The sequence below is a fragment of the Arthrobacter sp. YC-RL1 genome (genome assembly GCF_001454985.1).
GTDB classification, from domain to species: Bacteria; Actinomycetota; Actinomycetes; order Actinomycetales; family Micrococcaceae; genus Glutamicibacter; species Glutamicibacter soli.
On record NZ_CP013297.1, the window covers coordinates 102,948 to 123,067 of the forward strand.

Sequence of the window (20,120 nt, forward strand, 5' to 3'; positions counted from 1 at the left end):
CAATGCGCGGGGCCGCTGGCGGCACGCCCGGAAGGCGGCTTCTTGATAGCCGACACGAGGCGCCCGCCGGAGTAGTCCGCGCCGGGTGAGATCTGCACGACGCAAGAAGGTGTTTTTGCAGACGGCCTTGGGCCGCGAAACAGCTGTTCCAAGGCAAAGAAATAACCTCCGGTTCGAGATTCAGATCTCAAACCGGAGGTTATCCATTTTGTGCGCGAGGGGGGACTTGAACCCCCACGACCTTGCGATCACTGGCACCTGAAGCCAGCGCGTCTACCAATTCCGCCACTCGCGCATATTTACTTTTTCGCTGCCCACTCTCGCGGCAACAAGAATTAGCTTACACACACTTTTACCGATCACCTAATCGAAACGGTACTTTGTGGTCAGCAACACATTTGCAACTTTTTTAATGCCCGCTCCGTTGGCCTATTGCACCACGTGTTCGCCAGCAAATTTCCGGCAATTGCACAGCTGAAAACAGTAAGATCGACAATGAAGTTCCGTGTTCTGGTCGTAATGGCCACCTCAATCGGGGCTCGATAGATATCCAAAAAGGTAGGAAGGAGCGCGAGTAATGGGCTTTCTCGACAAGGTCGAACGAGGCTTGGAGAAGGTCGTCACCAGCTTCTTCCGGGGCACCAGCACCAGCGAGATCAAACCCGTAGAGCTGACCACCGCCCTGCGCAATGAGATGGATCGCGGCATTCTGCCAATTAGCGAGGGCCGCAGCCTGGCGCCGAATGACTTTGTCGTTTCCCTGAGCGAGAAGGACTTCGAGACCGCCAAGGGATGGGGCTCATCCGTCGTCAACGAGCTGGCCAAGGTTACCGCGGAACACGCAAGCACCCAGGGCTACTCGGTGCAGAGCGACATCATGATCCATTTCGTCTCCGACCCGAACTTCAAGGTCGGCGAGATGGAGATCAACGGTTCCATCAAGGATGCCAGCTCCAAACCGGCCGCCTCTGCCCCGGTTCGCGAACCGGAGCCCAAGCCATCGGGCGCCGCCGCAATCCCCCGCGAGCCAGCTTCCCCGAAGACCACCGCCCAGCCGCGCCCAACCAGCCGCCCGAAGCCCGAGCCCGCGGCACCTTCCATCCCCAAGCAGGCGATCTTGGAAGTCGACGGCGAACGTTTCGCATTGCACCATCACTCAATCGTTCTCGGCCGTTCGGCCAGCACCGACATCCCGGTGGACGACTCGGGAGTTTCGCGCCAGCACGTCCGCGTCGAGACCCGCGGACAGAATACCTATGTCGTCTCCGACCTCGGTTCCACCAACGGAACCTACGTCGATGGAAAGAAAATTTCCTCTGAAACCCGTATATTTGACGGTTCAATCATCAATATCGGACAGACGAAGATCGTCTTCCGACTGATTACCACGAACAACGGAGACCATGCATGAATGACCTCGTTCTGAGCCTGCTCCGTTTGGGCTTCCTTGTCCTGATCTGGCTGCTCGTTCTCAGCGTGGTCGGGTCGATGCGCCGCGATCTGGCCATCGGCTCGCGGTCGCGCACCGGAAAGCCGAGCGCCCGGGCGCTGAAGAAGAACCCCGAGCTGGCCGAGCCGGAACCGACCACCCGCAAACCCGCAAGCGCATTGCAGATCCTCGAGGGCCCCCTGGCCGGACGCACCATCACCCTGCAGGGGCAGCCGATCCTCTTCGGCCGTGCCCAGGATGCGACGGTGGTCCTGGAAGACGACTACGCCTCGGGACGCCACGCCCGCCTGTTCCCACAGGGCTCGCGCTGGTTCATTGAAGATCTCGGTTCCACCAACGGAACCTTCGTAGGAGACAGCCAGCTGACCCGTGCCCAGGCAGTTGAGCCGGGGCAGCGCATCCGCATTGGGAAGACTGTCTTGGAATTGAAGGCTTAGCCTATGGCTTTGAAGCTTAAATTTGCCGCCAAGTCCGACGTCGGACGAATCCGCAAGAAGAATGACGACTCCGCCTATGTGGGTCAGCACCTCGCGGTCCTGGCCGACGGCATGGGCGGCCATGTAGGAGGCGACGTCGCCTCGGCCTCCACCGTGCTGGATCTGGTGCATCTGGACCGTCCAGTGACGGCCGATCCGCAAAATGCGCTGCCGGATGAAATCCAGGCCGCCAATCTCGTCTTGAACGAACTGGTCGGCGCCAATCCCAAGCTTTCCGGCATGGGAACCACCGTGACCTCGCTGCTCCTGTCCGGCTCGACGCTGCACATGGCCCATATCGGCGACTCACGCGCCTACCGCCTGAAAAACGACGTTTTCGAGCAGATCAGCACCGACCACACCTTCGTCCAGCGCCTCGTCGAAGAGGGGCGCATCAGCCGCGCGGAAGCGGAAATCCACCCCCACAAGAACGTGCTCCTGCGCGTGTTGGGCGATTCGGATGCTTCCCCCGAGCTCGACGTCCAGCAGCTCGAGGCAAGCGTCGGCGAACGCTGGATGCTCTGCTCGGATGGCTTGACCGACGCAGTGCCATTGCCGGTCATCGAGGAAATCATCCGTTCGACCCCGGACATGGATCAGGCGGTCAACGACTTGGTCGCGATCACGCTGAAGAACGGCGCACCTGACAACGTCACCGTGGTGATGTTCGAAATCGTGGAAGACCAGGCCCCGGACGGCGATGAACCGGAAGCGCTGGAGCCAGCTCCGGATACCGGCCAGCTGGCAATCGCCGCGGAAGGCGATGTCGAGGCCAGCGCCTCGCTGCTGCGCCACGAGATCTCCCAGCGCCCGCACCTGCTGGTGGGGGCCGCCCAGCTGGCCACGCAGACCGGCCAGATCCCTGTCGTCACCCAGCACACCGGGGAACGCCGCGCAGCCGCCCTGCTCACGCACCGCTCCCCCGCGGCCAGCGGCGTGCTGGATCCCATCGAGGAATCGCTGCCGCATCGACGCTGGCTGATGCCGATCCTGTTGACCTTGACGGCCGTGCTGGTGGTGATCCTGGGGGCCTGGGGCTACATGTGGACACAGACCCAGTACTTCGTCGGCCCGGTGGACGGGAAGGTCGCCATCTACAAGGGCGTGCCGCAGGAGCTCGGCCCGATTTCCCTCTCGGAAATCGACACCGTCAGCTCGGTTCCGCTCGAGGCGCTGCCGGAGTACTCGCGCCAGCGTGTTGAGTCCACCATTCCGGCCGACAGCCGGGAGCACGCCCAGTCAATCATCCAGGAGCTTCTGGTCACCGCGAAGCAGAACTGCCCGGTCCAGGTTCCGGGCAATGCGGACAACCAATCCACGCAAACGCCGTTGCCAAGCTACTGTCAGGAGATCATGCAATGACCGAAGTGCAAACCGCACCGGTGCCTCGGCGCAATCTCGAGCTCCTGCTGCTGCTGCTGGCCCTGTGCGTGGGCGGTGCCGCCTTCTTCCTGGTCGGCAGCGCCACCGAGGACAACGACAGCAAGAACTTTTTGATCCAGATGGGGATCATGGGCGCCCTGGCCCTGATCATCCACGTACTTCTGCGGATTTTCGCCAAGTATGCCGATCCGGTAATACTTCCGATCACCGTGGCGTTGAACTCCCTGGGCCTGGCGATGATCCACCGCATCGACCTGGCCAAGGGCACGTCCCAGTCCAGCCGACAGCTGATGTGGACGGCCATCGCCATCCTGGTCGCGGCCCTGGTGCTGTGGGCGGTGAAGGACCACCGCATCCTGCGGCGTTTCACCTATATCGCGCTGCTGGCATCCATCGTCCTGCTGCTGCTACCGCTGATTCCGTTCCTGGGCGCCACGATCAACGGCGCGCGCATCTGGATCCATGTCGGCCCGTTCTCGCTGCAGCCCGGCGAGCTGGCCAAGATCACCCTGTCGATCTTCTTCGCCGGATATCTTTCGTCGAACCGCGACCTGATCCTGATGGCGGGCCGCAAGGTCGGGCCGCTGCAGCTCCCGCGCATGCGCGACATGGCTCCGATGGTCATCGCCTGGCTGCTGTCCATCGGCGTGCTGGTGGTGCAGCGCGACCTCGGCTCGGCCATCCTGTTCTTCGGCCTGTTCATCCTGATGATCTACGTGGCCACGGCCCGCATCTCCTGGGTCATCATCGGCCTGCTGATGGTGGTGGTCGGCGGCGTATTCGCCGCGCTGACCATGGGCCACGTCGAACGCCGCGTGAACGTCTGGCTCAATGCCTTCGACCCGGAGATCTACCAGGCCCGGGGCGGCAGCGCGCAGATTGTCGAGGGCCTGTTCGGCATGGCCGACGGCGGCCTGTTCGGCACCGGGCTCGGCGGGGGTTCCCCGTACCGCGTCCCGCTGGCCAACTCGGACATGATCATCGCCTCCTTCGGCGAAGAGATCGGCCTGATCGGCGTCACCGCGATCGTCTTGCTGTTCATGCTGCTGGTTTCGCGCGGCCTGCGCGCCGCGCTGGGGGCCCGCGACACCTTCGGCAAGCTGCTGGCCAGCGGCCTGGCCTTCACCCTGGGCCTGCAGTGCGTGGTCATCATCGGTGGCGTCACCCGGCTCATCCCGCTGACCGGCCTGGCCACCCCGTTCATGGCCGCCGGCGGCTCTTCGCTGCTGGCCAACTGGATCATCATCGCCCTGCTCCTGCTCATCTCGCACAATGCCCGCCGCCCCATGAGCGGCACCGTAGGACCTACCGATGAAATCGCAACTCCCTCCACCAGCAGGCTCAAGGACCGGAAGGCGGTGACCAATCAGTGAATCAGGCAATCAAGCGCGTATGGGTCGCCCTGACCGCAATGTTCCTCATCTGCCTCGGCGCGCTGAGCTACATCCAGTTCTTCAACGCCGAAACCCTCAACGACAACGCCCTGAACAAGCGGCAGCTGTTCCGCGAGTTCGATCTTCCGCGCGGCGCCATCTTGGTGGACGGCAAGCCGATCGCCGAGTCGGTGGAAACCGACGACGGCCAGTTCAACTACCAGCGCAAGTACACCGATCCCGAGCTGTATGCGCACCTGACCGGCTACTACTCGCTGGCCAACGGCACCACCCAGCTGGAGTCCGAGCTGAACGACTGGCTGACCGGCTCGAGCTCCGACCTGCTCTTCGACCGCCTGGCCGGAATGTTCACCGGCCAGAAGGCCGAGGGCGCTTCGGTGGAGCTGACCATCGACGGCAAGCTGCAGCAGGCAGCCTATGACGCGATCCCTGACGGCCTGCGCGCCAGCGTGGTGGTCACCGACCCGAAGACCGGCGAAATCCTGAGCATGGTCTCCAAGCCGACCTTCGACACCAACGACCTGGCGGTCCACTCGACCTCCGAAGCGGCCAAGAACATGAAGAAGATCAGCGAGATCGACGGGTTGAGCCCCTACGTCAACCCGGCGATCGGCGACCTGGTCTCCCCCGGCTCCTCATTCAAGATCCTGAGCACGGTTGCCGCGCTCGAGTCCGAGCACTACGACATGAACACCGTGATCAAGAACCCCGCGTCGGTGAACTACCCGGGATCCAGCAACACGATGAACAACTTCTACGAGGGCATCTGCGGACGCCGTTCCGAGGCCACCTTGGAGTTCATCTTCGCGCAGAGCTGCAACACCCCGTACATGGAGATCAGCCAGAAGCTCGGCCTGGAGAAGTTCGCGGACGTGACCGAACGCTTCGGCTTCGGCCAGCAGCTGGACATCCCGCAGTCGGTCACCCCGAGCCAGTTCCCGACCAAGGACATCACTGCGGCGCAGCTGGCCCAGATGGCCATCGGCCAATACAACAACAAGGTCACCCCGCTGCAGATGAACATGGCCGCCATGGCCATCGCGAACGACGGGGTGATCATGAAGCCGAACATGGTCAAGAAGGTCACCGCTCCGGATCTGCGGGTCATCGAGGAACCGAAGCCGGAGAAGTTCTCCACGGCGACGACCCCGGAGGTCGCGGCGGACCTGAAGTCCCTGATGAAGGGACCGGTGCAGTCGGGCACCGCCATGAACGCTGCGGTTCCGGGTGTCGACCTCCGTGCCAAGACCGGCACGGCCCAGGTGAAGACCCTGGAGGACGGCACGCCGATCGTGAACTCCTGGATCACCGGCTTCGCGCCGGCGGATGATCCGCAGGTCGCCATCACGGTGACAATCCAGCAAGTAGACTACAACACTGGCCACAACACGGCCGGGGCAATCATGAAGAAGATGGTAGAGGCGGTGTTCAACAAGTGAGGCCAATAACCGGCACCACCTTGGGCGGGCGTTACAAGTTGACCGATCGCATTGCAATCGGCGGCATGGGCGAAGTATGGAAAGCGCGGGACCAGGTTCTTGGACGCCTCGTGGCGATCAAGATCCTCAAAGAGGAATACACGAACAACGAGTCGTTCCTGACCCGCTTCCGCGTCGAGGCCCGGCACACCGCGCTGCTGAACCACTCCGGCATCGCCGGCGTCTTCGACTACGGCGAGGAGGAAGGCTCGGCCTATCTGGTCATGGAGCTCGTTCCAGGCCCGCCGCTGTCCACCATCATCGAGCGCGAGCGCAAGCTCGACGTGGACCGGACGCTGTCGCTGATTGCCCAGACCGCGCGGGCTCTGGCCGCCGCCCACGAGCACGGGCTGGTGCACCGCGACGTGAAGCCGGGCAACATCCTGGTCATGCCCTCGGGCACCGTGAAGATCACCGACTTCGGCATCGCCCGCCTTGCCGACCAGGTCCCGCTGACCGCCACCGGACAGGTCATGGGCACCGCCCAGTACCTGGCCCCGGAGCAGGCCACCGGGCAGAACGCCACCGGCAGCTCGGACATCTACGCGCTGGGCGTCATCGGCTACGAATGCCTCGCCGGGCGCCGCCCGTTCACCGGCGAATCGCAGATCGCCATCGCCCTGGCCCAGGTCAACGACGCGCCGCCGCCGCTGCCGGAGACCATCCCGGCCCCGGTGCGCCAGCTGATCATGTCGATGCTGGCCAAGAACCCCGCCGACCGCCCGGAAAACGCCACGGCGCTGGCCAAGGCTGCCGACGCCCTGCGCGCGGGAGACACCAACACCGCGACGCTGGCAGTGCCCGGCATGCTGGCTGCCGGCGTCGCCGATGACGCGACCCAGGCGCTGAACCTCGAGGACGACGCGACCCAGGCCTTCTCCGCCGCGGATTCCGCGCCGGCGATGACCAACGCCATGCCCACCGTGGTGGCCCCGGCCAACCCGGCGCAGGACGAATTCACCGTCTCCAGCGCCGGCGACGGCGAGGGGTTCGACGACGAGGACGCCGACGTCCAGGAGTACCACGAGGACCCGGAGCGCAAGCGCAGCCCGTGGGTGATCCCGCTGGTCGCGATCATCGTGCTCGCCGCGCTCATCGGCCTGGCCGCCTGGCTGATCCCCGCGTTCACCGGCAACAACGATGGCAAGAGCCCGACGACGGAAACCACGCAGAGCACCGAAGCCACCGAAACCACTGCGGAAACCACCGAATCCAGCGTGGAAACCACTGCTCCCACGCAGAGTTCCCCCACCGCTTCGCCGAGCGAGACCCAGAAGGAATTCGTCCAGGTCAGCTCCTCGCTCGTGGGCAAGGACATCGACACTGTCATCGCCGAGCTGAAGTCGCTGGGCTTGGAGGTCAACGACGTCGCCCAGGAGACCTCGGACGCCGATCCGGGCACCGTGCTCTCCGTGAGCCCTTCGGGCAGCGTCGAGGCCGGTTCGACCATCAAGGTCGTCTACGCCATGGCCGCGCAAACCGTGCAGGTTCCATCGGTGTCCGGCATGAGCTTCAGCGCCGCGCAGCAGCTGCTGCAGTCCGCAGGCTTGGCCGCGGTCAAGGGTTCGGAAACCTTCGACGAGTCCGTGGCCGGCACCGTGATCTCCCAGAGCGTCCCCGCCAAGAGCGAAGTCGCCCCCGGGACCAGCGTGAGCCTGACGGTTTCCAAGGGCCCGGAGCCGGTGTCGTCCCCGACCGCCACCCCGACCGCGACTCCAACGCAGACCTCCGATTCGACGGACGCTGCGCAGGATGAGGCGCCAGGCGGCGAGTAATGAGCGAATTTGAACCGCTGCCTGCGGGACTTCCGCGCCTGATCAACGAGCGCTATGAAATCGAGTCGCTGATCGGCCGCGGCGGCATGGCCGACGTCTACCTCGCGACCGACCACGTGCTGGCCCGCCAGGTCGCGGTCAAGGTGCTGCGCCAGGACACTGCCGGCAATCCGATGGTCGTGAACCGCTTCCGCCGCGAAGCCAAGGCCGTGGCCGGGCTCAGCCACCCGAACATCGTCGCGGTCTACGACACCGGACTGCTGCCGGCGACCGACCAGTCTGCGGAGGCGCTGCCCTTCATGGTCATGGAGTACGTCACCGGCCGCACCCTGAAGCAGGTCATCGCCGACGGAGACGTCGACGACCACCATGCGGTCGAGCTGATCCGCGGCGTCTGCTCCGCCCTGGACCACTCGCATTCCAAGAACGTGGTGCACCGCGACATCAAGCCGGCCAACGTCATGGTCACCGAGTCGGGCCATGTGAAGCTGATGGACTTCGGCATTGCGCAGGCGCTGGACAACTCCGCCACGATGACGCAGACCGCCGCGGTGGTCGGCACCGCGCAGTACTTCTCCCCCGAGCAGGCGCGTGGCGAACAGGTCGACTACCGGACGGACATCTACTCGGCCGGCTGCCTGTTCTACGAGCTACTCACCCACAAGCCGCCCTTCACCGGGGATTCGCCGGTGTCGGTGGCCTATCAGCACGTCGGCGAAGCACCGGTCCCGCCCAGCGAGGCCAACCCGGACATCAACCCGATCTACGATCCGATCGTGCTCAAGGTGCTGTCCAAGGACCGTGACGAGCGCTTCCAGTCCGCCGGCGCCTTTGCCGACGCCTTGGAGGACGCCTCCCGCGGCGTGGAATTCCACGAATCCACGGTGCCTACCTACACCATGCCGATCTACGGCACACACGACTCCACCGAGACGCTCTACGCGGCCGAACCGGCCCCGCTGACCAACGAGCACCCGGTATTCGCCACCCGGTCCGAAGCACGTGCCAACGACCAGCCCGGGCACAAGACCAACCGCGGGTTGATCGTGCTGCTGACCATCATCGCGCTACTCGCCGTGGGCATCGCCAGCTTCCTGGTGATCCGTTCAATCCAGGCGGACCAGGAGCGCAAGGCCCCGGTCGCCGTGCCGAGCGTGCTGAACATGTCCGAACAGGACGCCACCAGCCTGCTGCGCAACGCGACGTTCAATGTGAGCGTGAAACACGAATTCAGCGACGAGGTCGACGAGGGCAACGCGACCCGCACCGACCCTGTCACCGGCCAGGAGATCGCCAAGGAATCCACCGTGGATCTGTACATCTCCGACGGCTCGGAGCAGCGCACGATCCCGAAGAACCTTGAAAACCAGTCCGAAACCGCGGCGCGCGATGCGCTGCGCCAGGCCGGGCTCGAGGTCGGCGAGGTTAGCCGCGAGAACTCGGCGACAATTCCGACCGACTGGGTCATCGGCACCAGCCCGGAGCTGGGAGCAAAGGTCAAGGCCGGTTCCAAGGTCGACCTGATCCTGTCCACCGGCCAGGTCACAGTGCCCGCCGCGACCAACATGTCCCAGGATGAAGCGACCAAGGCCCTGACCGCCGAGGACTTCCAGCTCAAGGTCCAGTTCATCGATGTGGAGACCGACGACCACGAGCCAGGCACGCTCTTCGCGCAGGATCCGGCCGCTGGCACCGACGTTGAGCAAGGCAGCCTGGTCAAGATCTCGGTGGCCAAGGAGAAGCCCGAGCAGACTCCGACCCCGACGCCGACCCCTTCGCCGAGCGCTACGGTCAGCGAAGACCCCCAAGACCAGCCTTCCGCATCTGACGATGATAATGGCAAGGGAAACGGTGGAAATAACGGAAACAACAGCAACTCGTCGAATAATGGACGAGATCGAACCCGGCCTACCACCGGTCCGCAGACCGAATAACCGCCATTAAACGCATCGCGCCGGACCAAGGTCCGGCGCGATGCGTTTGACCGCTGTTTATTCGCCGCTGAATAGCGGGCTGAGTGTTGACGCCTTCTCGGCCGCCCCGGCCAGACCGACGAATTCCAGCCAATTGCCGAGCATCTGGTAGCCCTGCTCGGTCAGCACCGACTCCGGGTGGTACTGCAGGCCCCACAGCGGCGCAGCACGGTGCGCCAGCCCCATGATGACGCCTCCCTCGGTCTGGGCAATGATTTCAAGTTCGTCGGGGATGCTCTCGCGCACTGCAGCCAGCGAGTGGTAGCGGGTGGCGGTGAACGGATTCGCCACCTTGGCAAACACCGGATGCTCGTCGTGGGAGACCAGCGAGGTCTTGCCATGCATTAGTTCCTCGGCGTGGGTCACGACCCCGCCATAGGCCTCGGCTAGCGCCTGGTGGCCCAGGCAGACCCCGAGCATCGGCTTGGACTGCTCGCCGCACCACTTGATCAGCTCGATGCTCACGCCGGCGCCTGCCGGGTCGCCCGGGCCGGGGGAAACCAGCACCCCGTCATGCTGGGCGGCCAATTCGGCCGCCTGTGCGAAGGAGAGGTCGTCGTTGCGGTAGACGGTTGTCTGCGCGCCCAGCTCCTGCAAGTACCCCACCAAGGTGTAGACGAAACTGTCATAATTGTCGATCACGAGGATCTTGATGCTGCTCACTGGGTGCTTTGGCCAATCGTCGAGTCGGTGAACGGGCTGATGTACTCATTCAGCCACGGGAAGACATACATCATCAGTAATAGCACGACGGCGGCAATGAGGATCAATGATTCGATAATACGAAGCCACATAGGACCGGGCAGGTTGCGGAAAATCCAGGCGTACATTGTTCTCCCCTAGCTGGTTGCCTTGGCAACAAGATCGCGAATTGCCAATGGCGGCCCGGCATCAAGCGGCCGCCAATCGGTCAGCTCCGAGTATGCGATCATGCGCTGGCGCGTCGTGTACTTCGGGTGGCAGGTGGTCATGGTGAGAATGGAGTCCGTTGGTTCGGCACCCCACTCGTGCGGCACGGGAAGCAGGACCTCCCCATCGGAGGGATTCACGATCTCCGTCTTGGACCAAGTGTAGGTGTAATAGCCGTCCTTGGTCTGGAGGTAGATCTTGTCGCCCTCGTGGAGCTTGTCGATGTCCCAGAACACCTGGCCATGCGTCTGGCGGTGCGCCGCCACCGCGAAGTTTCCCTTTTCTCCGGGCTGCTGGGTGTTCGGGTAGTGCCCGATGCCCAGGTTGTTGATGACGTCGTCCCCCACCCCGTTGGTGACCGGATGGTAGGTTCCGTTCGATCCCCACGTCGGGAAATACATGATGCCGAAGGTCTCCCCCGACCCGAATTCGGACACCGGCGCCGGGCCGTAGTCCTTGCCGTCGTCCTTGACCTCCGGAATGACCACTTCGCCGAGGTTTTGAACCAGATTGTTCGTGACTTCCTGCTGGGCCTGGGCCGAATCGATGTTTGTCCACCACAGTTCCCACGCCACGTAGAGCATGAGCACGATGCCGAGGGTAATCAGCAGCTCACCGAAGAACCCGGCGATCCGGCTACCCACTGACTGCCGAGGGCGGGTCGCTCGGCGGCCTGTCGCGGTTGCGGCACGGTTCACGTCGATCATGCTCCTTGTTTAAGGGCGGGCATCGGTAAAGGCGCAAGCTCCTTGGCGAGGAGTCGTTCCGACTCTCTGGGCAGGACGCATTACCGTTAGTATGGAAGCTACGCAGGAAAACTGGAACGATGCGAACGTTCTCCTGCACCTAGCGTACCGGGAGGATCCAATCGTCTCCCACATGTACTACATTATGCGGAAGAAGCTAAGGGAGCATTCGAGTGCCGGAGTCAAAGCCACGACGCAAGAACAAGCCACAGTCCCAGGAGAACCAGGGATCCCATGCCGTGGATAAGCCGATGCCCGCTTGGTACAAGCCGGTGATGTTCGGCCTGATGCTTCTGGGCCTGGTGTGGATCATGGTCTACTACATTTCCCAGACCCTGTTCCCGATCCCGAACATCGGCGGCTGGAACATCGTCATCGGCTTCGGCATTGCCATGGTTGGATTCTTCATGACCACAGGCTGGAAATAGACCCACATTAGTGGCTGACGGCTTTCAGGCCGATCACGCATCCAACCAGGCCGAGAATGAAAACCATCTTCAAAATGGTCACCGGCTCCTGCCCCGTGGCCATCGAGTAGATGACGGTCAGCGATGCACCGATCCCCACCCAGACCGCGTAGGCGGTTCCGGTGGGGATTTCTTTCATTGCGTAGGCTAGTCCGCCCATGGAAAGCAGCAGTGCCACGAAGAATACGACGGTGGGGACCAGCCGCGACAATCCGTCGCTGAGCCCCAGCGCAGTCGCCCAGACGGCTTCAAAAATCCCGGAAACAATCAAGACAAGCCAGTACATCGCCAGATTCCTTCTCTGGCCGTCTTGTCGTGATCCCGGGTACGGCTCCATCGTCCGGATGCGGACCGAAGTGCCCGCTTGGCATTCAGGTTAGCAAATCCAGGCCGCTCTCGCTGGCCACCTGAAGCAGTGTGGATTCCAAGCGTCCGAGAATCTCCGAATCCACGGACCAGCGCTGAAAATACAACGGGACGTCGATGAACCACCGATCATCGAGCTCTTCGAGCCCGTGAACTTGAGCGAGTTGTTGTTCGGGGACCATCCCCCATCCCATGCCCGCCTGGATCGCGCGCAAGAACTGCCATGAATCCGGAACCATGTGCACTGCCCCGTGCCGCTGGCCCGGATCCAGCCCCAGCTGCTCCAGCAAATGGTGCTGCAACCGATCTTCGCGGTCGAAAATCATCATGGGGGCGGTTAGGAATCCATCGGAGGATCCACGGGCGAAGTGCTCCCGGGCCATCCCGGGGGTGCACGCTGCTCGATAGCGCAACGCGCCGAGCTTGCGGACAGTGCATCCTTGGGCGGCAACCGAGCTATTGGTGACCACCGCGCTGACCCGCCCGCTGCGCAAGGTGTCGAGGGATCGACTCTCATCCATGCGCAGGATCTCGACCGAAACATCGGTCCAGCGGGCCAGCTCGTCGAAAACCGGCGTAAACCAGGTCGATAGCGAGTCGGCATTCACTCCCACGGCGATCTGCTGGTGGCCTGTCAGGGAGATCTCGTAGGAGAATTCTGCGCTCAACGCCGCAATTTGCCGCGCATACCGCAACACCTTGATTCCCTGCTCCGTCGGAACCACAGGACGGCTGCGCACGACCAGCACGGCCCCCAGCCTGTTCTCCAGTGCCTTAATCCGCTGACTCACGGCAGAGGCAGTAATCCCCAGATCAATGGATGCATCATCGAAGCTTCCAGCATCCACGACGGCCAACAGCGTCTGCAGGTGTTCCACATCGAATTTCACATTAGATACCCTAATGCAGAATCAGAAACTTAAGTTCGACATCATCTTGTTGATTTTCGTAATGTCATTCCATGATCAACGCTTCCCTCCTTCTCGGACTCTCGACGGGACTATCGCTCATTGTTGCCATCGGAGCGCAGAACGCGTTTGTCCTGCGACAGGGAATTCGCCGCGAACACATCCTGCTGACGGTGGTGCTTTGCGCACTGTCCGACGTAGTACTCATTTTCGCGGGCATAACCGGCGTGGGCATGGTTGTGGAGCGAGCTCCATGGATCCTGACGATTGCCCGCATCGGCGGAGCAATCTTCCTGATTTGCTATGCTTTTTTTGCACTGCGACGCGCCATCGCTCCATCGGGCATGGATTCGTCGAGCACCTCAGCACCAACCACTGCATGGTCGGTTGCCGCGACGGCGCTGATGCTGACATGGCTCAACCCCCATGTCTACATCGACACGGTGCTTCTGCTCGGCTCCATCGGCGCATCCCAGGGCCAAGCGTCTGGCGCCTTCGCGGTGGGAGCGATGCTGGCAAGCGTGCTTTGGTTTACCGCGCTGGGGTATGCAGCGCGCTTCCTGTCCAGATTCTTCGCCAAGCCCACCGCCTGGCGGGTTCTGGATGGCCTCATCTGCATCTTCATGTCGTCATTCGCCATCATGCTCTTGGCACCACTTTTCACCAGTTAACCAACAACTATCCACACCTATCCACAGGCGTTGTGGATAGCCCGTAGTCACAACTTGTTCACAACGTTATCCACAGATGGGGACAACATGGGCATTTGTGTTTAATTTAGAGCAAAGCTCCATGTCAGAGGGTTTTTATGCAACAAATTAGTTGTGTACAAAAGTTATTAACACTGTGGATCCCTCTTGTGGAAATACCCATTTTACCGAACAAGCGGTAGCACTCACCTGTTTCGTTTAAAGATTCGAACCGCAGGTTATTAACAGGTTTCCCGTTCGTAGACGCGATATCTACAGCCGTGTTTAAAAGTTATCCACAGCTGGGGAGAAAGGTGTGAGTATCTACGATTCGGGAGGCTTATTCCCTGGGATTGCAGTCAATCCGGGCTGTTAATAACTTCGCCGACGCGGAGTTACACGGGTGTAAGTTATTAACAGTGTGGATAAGCGGTGTGGATATCTTTGCTGGCGTGTTTTCGAATCAGGCCAGAGGCCACTTAGCCGATTCGACGGCGAGATAGGTTGAAACAATCATGACCACGCTCAATGCACCCAAGAGCGAAAGCTGAATCTTCGAACGCTGTGGATTACTCCTAGGAATCAACATGATGCAAGAAGCGGCGACAATGCCGGCCACCGCGCCGCCGAGGTGGGCCTGCCATGAGATTCCCGAAACAACGAAGCCGAGGACGACGTTAAGCGCCAGAATAATCGCCATTTGGCGCAGCGCCTGCTTGTTGCCTCGCAGAACTACGAACGTAGCCAGGAAGAGGCCCGCCAAGGCGCCGGAAGCGCCCAGTGTTGCCGTCGTAGCCGGACTCAGAAGCATGACTCCCAACGAACCGCCCAATGCGCTGAGAAGGTACAGCCATGTGAATCGAAGCCTGCCAAGCCGAGGTTCGAGAAGCATGCCGAAAATGTAGACGCCGTACATGTTCATGAGAATGTGGAGGAACGATCCTGTGGAGTGCGCGAAGGCACTGGTGAGCAGGCGCCATGGTTCGTAGGCCGCGATGGCCGGGATCAGCACCAGATCCTTGGTAAAGCCGGGAATAATCCACTGCAGCAGGTAGACGAACACATTCAGCCCGATGAAAATCATCGTGACCAGGGGTGCGCCGGTGCGCAGACGGCCGCCGAATTGCGTCTTCTGCGTCGGAATATTCTGATTCGCCTGCCTCACGCATTCAACGCACTGAACACCGACGGGTGCAGGGACTTGGCACTGCGGGCAAACTGGACGCCCGCAGCGGTTGCATGAGACATACGAGACCGTCTCTGGATGCCGAAAGCAGGTTGGCTGGGAGTGGCCTTGAGGATTCACTTGCCCGTAAGACATTTGGTTTTCTACCTAGCGTTGGGTTGAACAGTCGTGGTTAAGCATCGAAGGCCCCGTCGACTCCACTAAGGGAATCGCCGGAGCCTTCGAATCGCGGGACGAAGAAGTTACAGGGTCTCGATGTCGATCGAGTTGATAACTACGTCTTCCAGTGGCTTGTCGCGGCCATCGGTGGCAACAGCATTCAGAGCGTCGACAACCTTGCGGGACTCGGCTTCGGTGACTTCACCGAAGATGGTGTGCTTGCCCTGCAGCCAGGTGGTTGGAACGGTGGTGATGAAGAACTGCGAACCGTTGGTGCCGCGGCCCATGCGGATGCCTGCGTTGGCCATGGCCAGCTTGTAAGGCTCGTTGAAGTTCAGTTCCGGGTGGATCTCATCATCGAACTGGTAGCCTGGGCCACCGAAGCCCTGGCCCAGTGGGTCGCCGCCCTGAATCATGAAGTCTGCAATGATGCGGTGGAAAATGGTTCCGCTGTACAGCGGGGTGTTGGTCTTCTTGTCACCGGATTCCGGGTGAACCCACTCCTGCTCACCGGTGGAAAGGCCGACGAAGTTGCTGACAGTCTTTGGAGCGTGGTTGCCGAAAAGATCGACAACGATGTCGCCCAAAGAGGTGTGAATCGTGGCTTTGTGCGTTGCGTTTGCGGTCATGCTCTTATTCTTCCATGAGCACGGCCCGAGCCGCGAAAAGCGGCCTACGCGGTCAGTGAAAATTTCGGGCAATTTTCGATGCACGGCGGCCAAACGCTGGCTCCGGCAGTGGCATGTGCCTAGGCTGGAGGTGTCTGTTCGACAACAGCTTGAATCAAGAGGGAGCAAACATGAGCAAGAAGAGCAATGCTGGAAAGCTACTAGCCGTAGGCCTAATTGCCGGACTCGTCGCATTGCTGGTGGCCGCTTGGAAAGCGTCCAAGCCGGTTGAGGACCCATGGGAAAACGAGCCTGCCAGCGCCGAGCCGCAGCAGCCGGTCGCGTCGCGCGAAGCGACTGTCGACGAAGTACGCGAAATTCTGAGCGAAGACCAGTAACTGGGTCACGCCGCGGTTTTAGGCGGTACTTGGCCTCTGACCACGAGAACCAGCCCCAACAGGATCACTGCAAGTCCCAGATAGGTCGCCGTCGGCACGACTTGCCCTAGTACCAGCGCCGCAAGCAGAGCGGCGCCTGGAATCTCGAGCAGGATCAGCGTGGAAACTGTCAGCGGGCCCAGCACATTGAGCAGGTGGTTCATGGCCGTGTGCCCGAGCAGCTGGGCGCAGACGGTAAGCAGGATGATTCCAAGCCATCCGGTGGCGTTGAAACCCCAGACCGGCTGGCCGGCCACCAGACAAAGCACCAGCAGAATCACCGCGGTGATGCCGTAGCAGCTGGAGGAGTACGTTGCCGTGCCCATGGTCTTGCGTGCCGTGGCACCCGCCAGTGTGTAAATGGCGGCAAGCACACCGCCAGCAAGGGCGAGCAGGTCTCCGATAATTGCATCGCAGCCCTGTCCCAGATCGAAACCGGTAATCAGCACGACTCCCAAGATCGCAATGCCCATCCCGAAGAAAACCGGCTTGCGGTACCGGACCCCGCGCGATGCCTGGAAGAGCGCGATCCATACACCTTGGATGCACACTAGGGCGGTGCCGGCGGCGACGCTGGTCAGGCGCATCGAGTACATGAAGCACACGAAATGCAGTGCCAAGGCGACACCGGCGACGCTGGTGAAGAACCATTCACGGCTCGTGATCTGCCGATAGGACTGCCGGTTCCTCTTGAGCACGGGAACTGACAGAACGGCGGCAGCTGCGCCATTGCGCCACAAAGCCATGGACAGCACGGGAACCTGGGGAAATGCAGCGATGATCGGGCCGGAGGCCGAAATCCCCAGGATTCCCAGTGCAGCAAGCAAAAATGTCACAGGCTAAGATTACCCGTTGTTGATACCGCTCTTAAATCGTTTGCCGCAATCCCGATGTAGCCTGCGAACCGGGTCCAGAAAATACATTCTTTTATATGCATATATATATGTCATAAGCTATTTTAGGCTATATTGCGCGCGTCGCTTCCTTCGCCAGAAGGCTGCGATTATGGCTCCTGACAAGTTATGCCACACGGAGAATACTGCAGCGGGAAGAGCTGCTTCGGGCGTGAAATACTGCTTCGCCAGCCCGCCGGCAAGACCGGAATTCTGCATCCCGACTTCGATGGCGATCGTCCGCCGGGAAGCCTCAGGTACCCGTAGCAATTTTCCGATGCCGTAGCCGAGCAGCAGTCCGAGACCGTTGTGCAGGACAACTGCCACGAAGATCAGCAGCCCTGCGGACAGGATCGCCTCGGAGCTGCCAGCCACGATGATGGTCACCACGATGGTGATGGCCGTGACCGAGAGCCAGGGCAGGGCCGCCAAGATCCTGAGCACTGCTTTGTTGAGAAGCATCCGAAGCACGATGCCAAGTACCACTGGAATCAAGACGACCTGGAGGACCGTTCCTGCCATGGACCGGGCGTCCACCGGCAGATACTGGCCGGCAAGCCAGAACGCGAGCAACGGAGTGAGAACGGGTGCAGCAAGAGTGGACAGCGACGTCATCGCCACGGAGAGCGCCACATTCCCCTTTGCCAGGTAGGCGACGACGTTGGAAGCGGTACCGCCTGGTGCGCAGCCAACCAGGATCAGACCGGCAGCCAGGGCAGGATCCAGGTTCAGCCCCCACGCCACCAGCCAGCCCATCGCCGGCATCACGACAAACTGGGCAGCGACGCCGCCGAGCACCGGAAGCGGATTCTTTAAAACCAGTCCGAAGTCCGGCAGGGTGAGCGTTAGCCCCATGCAGAACATGATGATCATCAGCAGTGGATTGATCCATGACGACAGCCCGGAAAAAGCATGGGGGACCAGGACTCCGGCGACGCCGCCGAGCAGGATCAGAGCAGGGAAGAGCAGCACCGCGATTCGCGAATTGCTCTCGGTCTTCGTCTGGGTCGCGTCGATGTCTCGGCGCATTGCATCGTCATTCAGCACCCTGACATCCTGCCAACTATTGGCGCTTGGTTTCAACTGGGGACAGCACCAGCCGAATATTCCTGTTCATGCGTCCTGCAATTCCAGTTCATTTCATGGCCATCTGCAGGGCCGAAGCTGTAGGTGTGAAAGTAGCAATCATCGCTGAATCCTTTCTTCCACACGTCAACGGGGTTACCAATTCGATCCTGCGGACCCTTGAGCATCTGGCTCTCAGGGGCCACGAAGCCGTCGTCATCGCCCCAGCAGGCTCGCTGGCCAACGAGTTCAGTGGGAAGGCAGTTCCCAAGCGCTACCGAGGGTTCCGCGTCATCACCGTACCTTCGATACCGCTGCCGACGTATCCCGACGTACGGCTGTCCACTGCCTCGTGGCATAGGCTGCGAAGGATCCTGCGCCGGGAGCAGGTGGAACTGGTTCATCTGGCCAGCCCGTTTCTCCTGGGCTGGAGTGCGCTGCGTGCGGCCGGCGAGCTCGGATTGCCGACCGTTGCGATATACCAAACGGAAGTTCCCACCTATGCGGCGCGCTACAAGTTCCCCTGGCTGGCCGACAGGCTCTGGGAGCATGTCAGGGCCGTCCATAGCGCTGCGGACCTGACGCTGGCCCCCAGCAGCTTTTCCATGGCCCAGCTGGATTCGCTCGGGATCCGCAACCTGGAATTGTTCCGCAGGGGAGTCGATACCGCGCTGTTCTCGCCCGGCCGGAGGAACGAGGCCTTCCGCAAAACCGTTGCACCATCCGGAGAGCGCCTCATCGGCTATGTAGGCCGCTTGTCGGCCGACAAGCAGGTCGAGGACCTTCGGGCACTCAGCGAGCTGCCTGGAGCGCGTCTGGTGGTCGTGGGTTCGGGCCCCCAGTCGCTCGAGCTGCGGGCACTGATGCCTAAAGCCCATTTCACCGGGTTCTTGTCCGGCATCCGGCTGGCCGAAATCATGGCATCCCTTGACGTCTTCGTGCACCCGGGGGAGTCGGAGACCTTCTGCCAGACCATCCAGGAAGCGATGGCCAGCCGCGTCCCGGTGGTTGCCGTGGGCAGGGGCGGCCCGCTGGATCTGGTGGATTCTTCGCGAACGGGGTGGCTGTATGAGCCAGGACAACTCGACGAGCTCGCCTACCGCGTCAGCGACCTGGTCTTCGACGATGGCAAGCGCGAGGCGTTCGCCGCTGCCGCGCTGGGAAGCGTGCAGGGAAGGAGCTGGCAGAAGATCGGCGACGAGCTGCTCGAGCACTACAAATCGGTGCTCAGGCGCCAGGGCAGCGCAACGGGCCCGGCTCTGGTTGGGAGCCGGCGCTTGGACAAGGGCCGGGGTTAACGAACAAACGACGGAAAGCTTTTGCTTTCCGTCGTTTTCTGGTGTGGAGCCTAGGAGATTCGAACTCCTGACATCCTGCTTGCAAAGCAGGCGCTCTACCAACTGAGCTAAGGCCCCAAAAGCATTAGGAAACTTTATCGGCTACCTGGTGCCAGGTATCCTTGGTTTCCGAAGAAGCCTTGACCTTCTTGATCAAAACTGCCGCTGCAGTTGCGATCGTTGCGAGAACCAGGAACTTTTTCATTACTTCCTCTTTCCCTCCAGCAAGGATTCGGTGGGCGTACCAAGACTTGAACTTGGGACCTCTTCGTTATCAGCGAAGCGCTCTAACCGCCTGAGCTATACGCCCTTGCTTTTGTTTTGTTCCCTTCGGAACGAAATAAAACTTTACCGGGGTTTTTACGAAGATACAAATCGAGCCCGGGTGTCATGCGTCACAGCATGAATCCCGGGCTCGACT

At 61.5% G+C, this 20,120-nt stretch carries 21 protein-coding genes, 3 tRNA genes and 1 riboswitch; of the genes, 11 read left to right on the forward strand and 13 right to left on the reverse strand.

All coding sequences use genetic code 11. The features are described from left to right. Positions 1 to 211: 211 nt before the first annotated feature. Positions 212 to 295 (reverse strand) — tRNA-Leu (locus ATC04_RS00510). 282 nt (positions 296 to 577) lie between these two features. On the opposite strand from ATC04_RS00510, the gene ATC04_RS00515 reads away from it, so the two are divergent. From ATC04_RS00515 to pknB, 7 genes are read left to right on the forward strand one after another with little or no spacing between them, the layout of a single operon-like run. Then, positions 578 to 1,411, forward strand: coding sequence for a DUF3662 and FHA domain-containing protein (locus ATC04_RS00515; RefSeq protein ID WP_047120592.1), 834 nt, complete (start codon positions 578 to 580; stop codon positions 1,409 to 1,411). Next, positions 1,408 to 1,887, forward strand: coding sequence for an FHA domain-containing protein (locus tag ATC04_RS00520; protein ID WP_047120591.1), 480 nt, complete (start codon positions 1,408 to 1,410; stop codon positions 1,885 to 1,887). Before ATC04_RS00515 ends, ATC04_RS00520 begins: the two co-directional genes overlap by 4 nt. A 3-nt stretch (positions 1,888 to 1,890) precedes the next feature. Beyond that, positions 1,891 to 3,288: a protein phosphatase 2C domain-containing protein gene (locus ATC04_RS00525; protein ID WP_047120590.1), complete on the forward strand. Its 1,398-nt coding sequence runs from the start codon at positions 1,891 to 1,893 to the stop codon at positions 3,286 to 3,288. After that, entirely contained in the window at positions 3,285 to 4,682 is a 1,398-nt protein-coding gene (locus tag ATC04_RS00530) for an FtsW/RodA/SpoVE family cell cycle protein (protein WP_047120589.1), read from the forward strand. Before ATC04_RS00525 ends, ATC04_RS00530 begins: the two co-directional genes overlap by 4 nt. Further along, positions 4,679 to 6,142, forward strand: coding sequence for a penicillin-binding protein 2 (locus tag ATC04_RS00535; protein WP_047120588.1), 1,464 nt, complete (start codon positions 4,679 to 4,681; stop codon positions 6,140 to 6,142). The genes ATC04_RS00530 and ATC04_RS00535 overlap by 4 nt, the downstream gene beginning before the upstream one ends. After that, positions 6,139 to 7,956 carry a protein kinase gene (locus ATC04_RS00540; RefSeq protein WP_047120587.1) on the forward strand — a complete coding sequence of 606 codons (1,818 nt, stop codon included), beginning with the start codon at positions 6,139 to 6,141 and terminating at the stop codon, positions 7,954 to 7,956. The genes ATC04_RS00535 and ATC04_RS00540 overlap by 4 nt, the downstream gene beginning before the upstream one ends. Then, positions 7,956 to 9,890, forward strand: coding sequence for a Stk1 family PASTA domain-containing Ser/Thr kinase (pknB, locus tag ATC04_RS00545; protein WP_047120586.1), 1,935 nt, complete (start codon positions 7,956 to 7,958; stop codon positions 9,888 to 9,890). Before ATC04_RS00540 ends, pknB begins: the two co-directional genes overlap by 1 nt. Before the next feature lie 57 nt (positions 9,891 to 9,947). Here the strand turns inward: pknB and ATC04_RS00550 are convergent, their stop codons facing one another. Genes ATC04_RS00550 through ATC04_RS00555 form a run of 3 tightly spaced genes read right to left on the reverse strand, consistent with a single transcriptional unit; the run spans position 9,948 to position 11,536 of the window. Then, the gene (locus tag ATC04_RS00550; protein WP_047120585.1) at positions 9,948 to 10,592 is read right to left on the reverse strand and encodes an aminodeoxychorismate/anthranilate synthase component II; all 645 of its coding nucleotides are present in this window, start codon (positions 10,590 to 10,592) and stop codon (positions 9,948 to 9,950) included. Next, the gene (locus tag ATC04_RS19680; protein ID WP_047120584.1) at positions 10,589 to 10,759 is read right to left on the reverse strand and encodes a hypothetical protein; all 171 of its coding nucleotides are present in this window, start codon (positions 10,757 to 10,759) and stop codon (positions 10,589 to 10,591) included. Before ATC04_RS19680 ends, ATC04_RS00550 begins: the two co-directional genes overlap by 4 nt. Positions 10,760 to 10,768: 9 nt before the next feature. Then, positions 10,769 to 11,536 carry a class E sortase gene (locus ATC04_RS00555; RefSeq protein ID WP_052772602.1) on the reverse strand — a complete coding sequence of 256 codons (768 nt, stop codon included), beginning with the start codon at positions 11,534 to 11,536 and terminating at the stop codon, positions 10,769 to 10,771. 221 nt (positions 11,537 to 11,757) lie between these two features. On the opposite strand from ATC04_RS00555, the gene ATC04_RS00560 reads away from it, so the two are divergent. After that, positions 11,758 to 12,012: a cell division protein CrgA gene (locus ATC04_RS00560; protein ID WP_047120583.1), complete on the forward strand. Its 255-nt coding sequence runs from the start codon at positions 11,758 to 11,760 to the stop codon at positions 12,010 to 12,012. 7 nt (positions 12,013 to 12,019) lie between these two features. Here ATC04_RS00560 and ATC04_RS00565 read toward each other — a convergent pair whose 3' ends face one another. Then, the gene (locus ATC04_RS00565) at positions 12,020 to 12,337 is read right to left on the reverse strand and encodes a multidrug efflux SMR transporter (protein WP_047120582.1); all 318 of its coding nucleotides are present in this window, start codon (positions 12,335 to 12,337) and stop codon (positions 12,020 to 12,022) included. Positions 12,338 to 12,351: 14 nt separating this feature from the next. Continuing rightward, positions 12,352 to 12,420, reverse strand: a riboswitch (guanidine-III (ykkC-III) riboswitch). Positions 12,421 to 12,422: 2 nt separating this feature from the next. Next, positions 12,423 to 13,307 carry an ArgP/LysG family DNA-binding transcriptional regulator gene (locus ATC04_RS00570; RefSeq protein ID WP_047120581.1) on the reverse strand — a complete coding sequence of 295 codons (885 nt, stop codon included), beginning with the start codon at positions 13,305 to 13,307 and terminating at the stop codon, positions 12,423 to 12,425. 71 nt (positions 13,308 to 13,378) lie between these two features. Here ATC04_RS00570 and ATC04_RS00575 point away from each other — a divergent pair, with 71 nt between their 5' ends. Further along, positions 13,379 to 13,996 carry a LysE/ArgO family amino acid transporter gene (locus ATC04_RS00575; RefSeq protein ID WP_047120580.1) on the forward strand — a complete coding sequence of 206 codons (618 nt, stop codon included), beginning with the start codon at positions 13,379 to 13,381 and terminating at the stop codon, positions 13,994 to 13,996. A 481-nt stretch (positions 13,997 to 14,477) separates the two neighbouring features. Here the strand turns inward: ATC04_RS00575 and ATC04_RS00580 are convergent, their stop codons facing one another. Continuing rightward, positions 14,478 to 15,179 carry a rhomboid family intramembrane serine protease gene (locus tag ATC04_RS00580; protein WP_052772560.1) on the reverse strand — a complete coding sequence of 234 codons (702 nt, stop codon included), beginning with the start codon at positions 15,177 to 15,179 and terminating at the stop codon, positions 14,478 to 14,480. Between the two features lie 263 nt (positions 15,180 to 15,442). Continuing rightward, positions 15,443 to 15,988, reverse strand: a complete 546-nt coding sequence (locus ATC04_RS00585; RefSeq protein ID WP_047120578.1) for a peptidylprolyl isomerase — start codon at positions 15,986 to 15,988, stop codon at positions 15,443 to 15,445. Between the two features lie 170 nt (positions 15,989 to 16,158). Between ATC04_RS00585 and ATC04_RS00590 the strand changes: the two genes are divergently transcribed. Beyond that, on the forward strand, positions 16,159 to 16,365 hold the full coding sequence (locus ATC04_RS00590) for a hypothetical protein (protein WP_047120577.1): 207 nt from the start codon (positions 16,159 to 16,161) through the stop codon (positions 16,363 to 16,365). A gap of 5 nt (positions 16,366 to 16,370) precedes the next feature. On the opposite strand, the gene ATC04_RS00595 is transcribed toward ATC04_RS00590, so the two are convergent. Together ATC04_RS00595 and ATC04_RS00600 are read right to left on the reverse strand one after the other, a co-directional pair. Next, on the reverse strand, positions 16,371 to 17,240 hold the full coding sequence (locus ATC04_RS00595) for a DMT family transporter (RefSeq protein ID WP_047120576.1): 870 nt from the start codon (positions 17,238 to 17,240) through the stop codon (positions 16,371 to 16,373). A gap of 117 nt (positions 17,241 to 17,357) precedes the next feature. Further along, positions 17,358 to 18,326: a bile acid:sodium symporter family protein gene (locus tag ATC04_RS00600; protein ID WP_047121025.1), complete on the reverse strand. Its 969-nt coding sequence runs from the start codon at positions 18,324 to 18,326 to the stop codon at positions 17,358 to 17,360. Positions 18,327 to 18,469: 143 nt separating this feature from the next. Between ATC04_RS00600 and ATC04_RS00605 the strand changes: the two genes are divergently transcribed. Then, positions 18,470 to 19,660, forward strand: coding sequence for a glycosyltransferase family 1 protein (locus tag ATC04_RS00605; RefSeq protein WP_047121024.1), 1,191 nt, complete (start codon positions 18,470 to 18,472; stop codon positions 19,658 to 19,660). A gap of 44 nt (positions 19,661 to 19,704) precedes the next feature. Here the strand turns inward: ATC04_RS00605 and ATC04_RS00610 are convergent. From ATC04_RS00610 to ATC04_RS00615, 3 genes are all read right to left on the reverse strand, one after another. Then, positions 19,705 to 19,777: transfer RNA gene (locus tag ATC04_RS00610), tRNA-Ala, on the reverse strand. A 7-nt stretch (positions 19,778 to 19,784) separates the two neighbouring features. Beyond that, on the reverse strand, positions 19,785 to 19,904 hold the full coding sequence (locus tag ATC04_RS19800) for a DLW-39 family protein (RefSeq protein WP_209550362.1): 120 nt from the start codon (positions 19,902 to 19,904) through the stop codon (positions 19,785 to 19,787). Between the two features lie 31 nt (positions 19,905 to 19,935). Further along, positions 19,936 to 20,009 (reverse strand) — tRNA-Ile (locus ATC04_RS00615). Between the last annotated feature and the right edge of the window lie 111 nt (positions 20,010 to 20,120).

Excerpts from the sequence above, each read along its gene's own strand:
- ATC04_RS00515 (WP_047120592.1), top strand. The coding sequence starts at position 578 with ATGGGCTTTCTCGACAAGGTCGAACGAGGCTTGGAGAAGGTCGTCACC.
- ATC04_RS00520 (WP_047120591.1), top strand. The coding sequence starts at position 1,408 with ATGAATGACCTCGTTCTGAGCCTGCTCCGTTTGGGCTTCCTTGTCCTG.
- ATC04_RS00525 (WP_047120590.1), top strand. The coding sequence starts at position 1,891 with ATGGCTTTGAAGCTTAAATTTGCCGCCAAGTCCGACGTCGGACGAATC.
- ATC04_RS00530 (WP_047120589.1), top strand. The coding sequence starts at position 3,285 with ATGACCGAAGTGCAAACCGCACCGGTGCCTCGGCGCAATCTCGAGCTC.
- pknB (WP_047120586.1), top strand. The coding sequence starts at position 7,956 with ATGAGCGAATTTGAACCGCTGCCTGCGGGACTTCCGCGCCTGATCAAC.
- ATC04_RS19680 (WP_047120584.1), bottom strand. The coding sequence starts at position 10,759 with ATGTACGCCTGGATTTTCCGCAACCTGCCCGGTCCTATGTGGCTTCGT.
- ATC04_RS00565 (WP_047120582.1), bottom strand. The coding sequence starts at position 12,337 with ATGTACTGGCTTGTCTTGATTGTTTCCGGGATTTTTGAAGCCGTCTGG.
- ATC04_RS00575 (WP_047120580.1), top strand. The coding sequence starts at position 13,379 with ATGATCAACGCTTCCCTCCTTCTCGGACTCTCGACGGGACTATCGCTC.
- ATC04_RS00585 (WP_047120578.1), bottom strand. The coding sequence starts at position 15,988 with ATGACCGCAAACGCAACGCACAAAGCCACGATTCACACCTCTTTGGGC.
- ATC04_RS00590 (WP_047120577.1), top strand. The coding sequence starts at position 16,159 with ATGAGCAAGAAGAGCAATGCTGGAAAGCTACTAGCCGTAGGCCTAATT.
- ATC04_RS00600 (WP_047121025.1), bottom strand. The coding sequence starts at position 18,326 with ATGCGCCGAGACATCGACGCGACCCAGACGAAGACCGAGAGCAATTCG.
- ATC04_RS19800 (WP_209550362.1), bottom strand. The coding sequence starts at position 19,904 with ATGAAAAAGTTCCTGGTTCTCGCAACGATCGCAACTGCAGCGGCAGTT.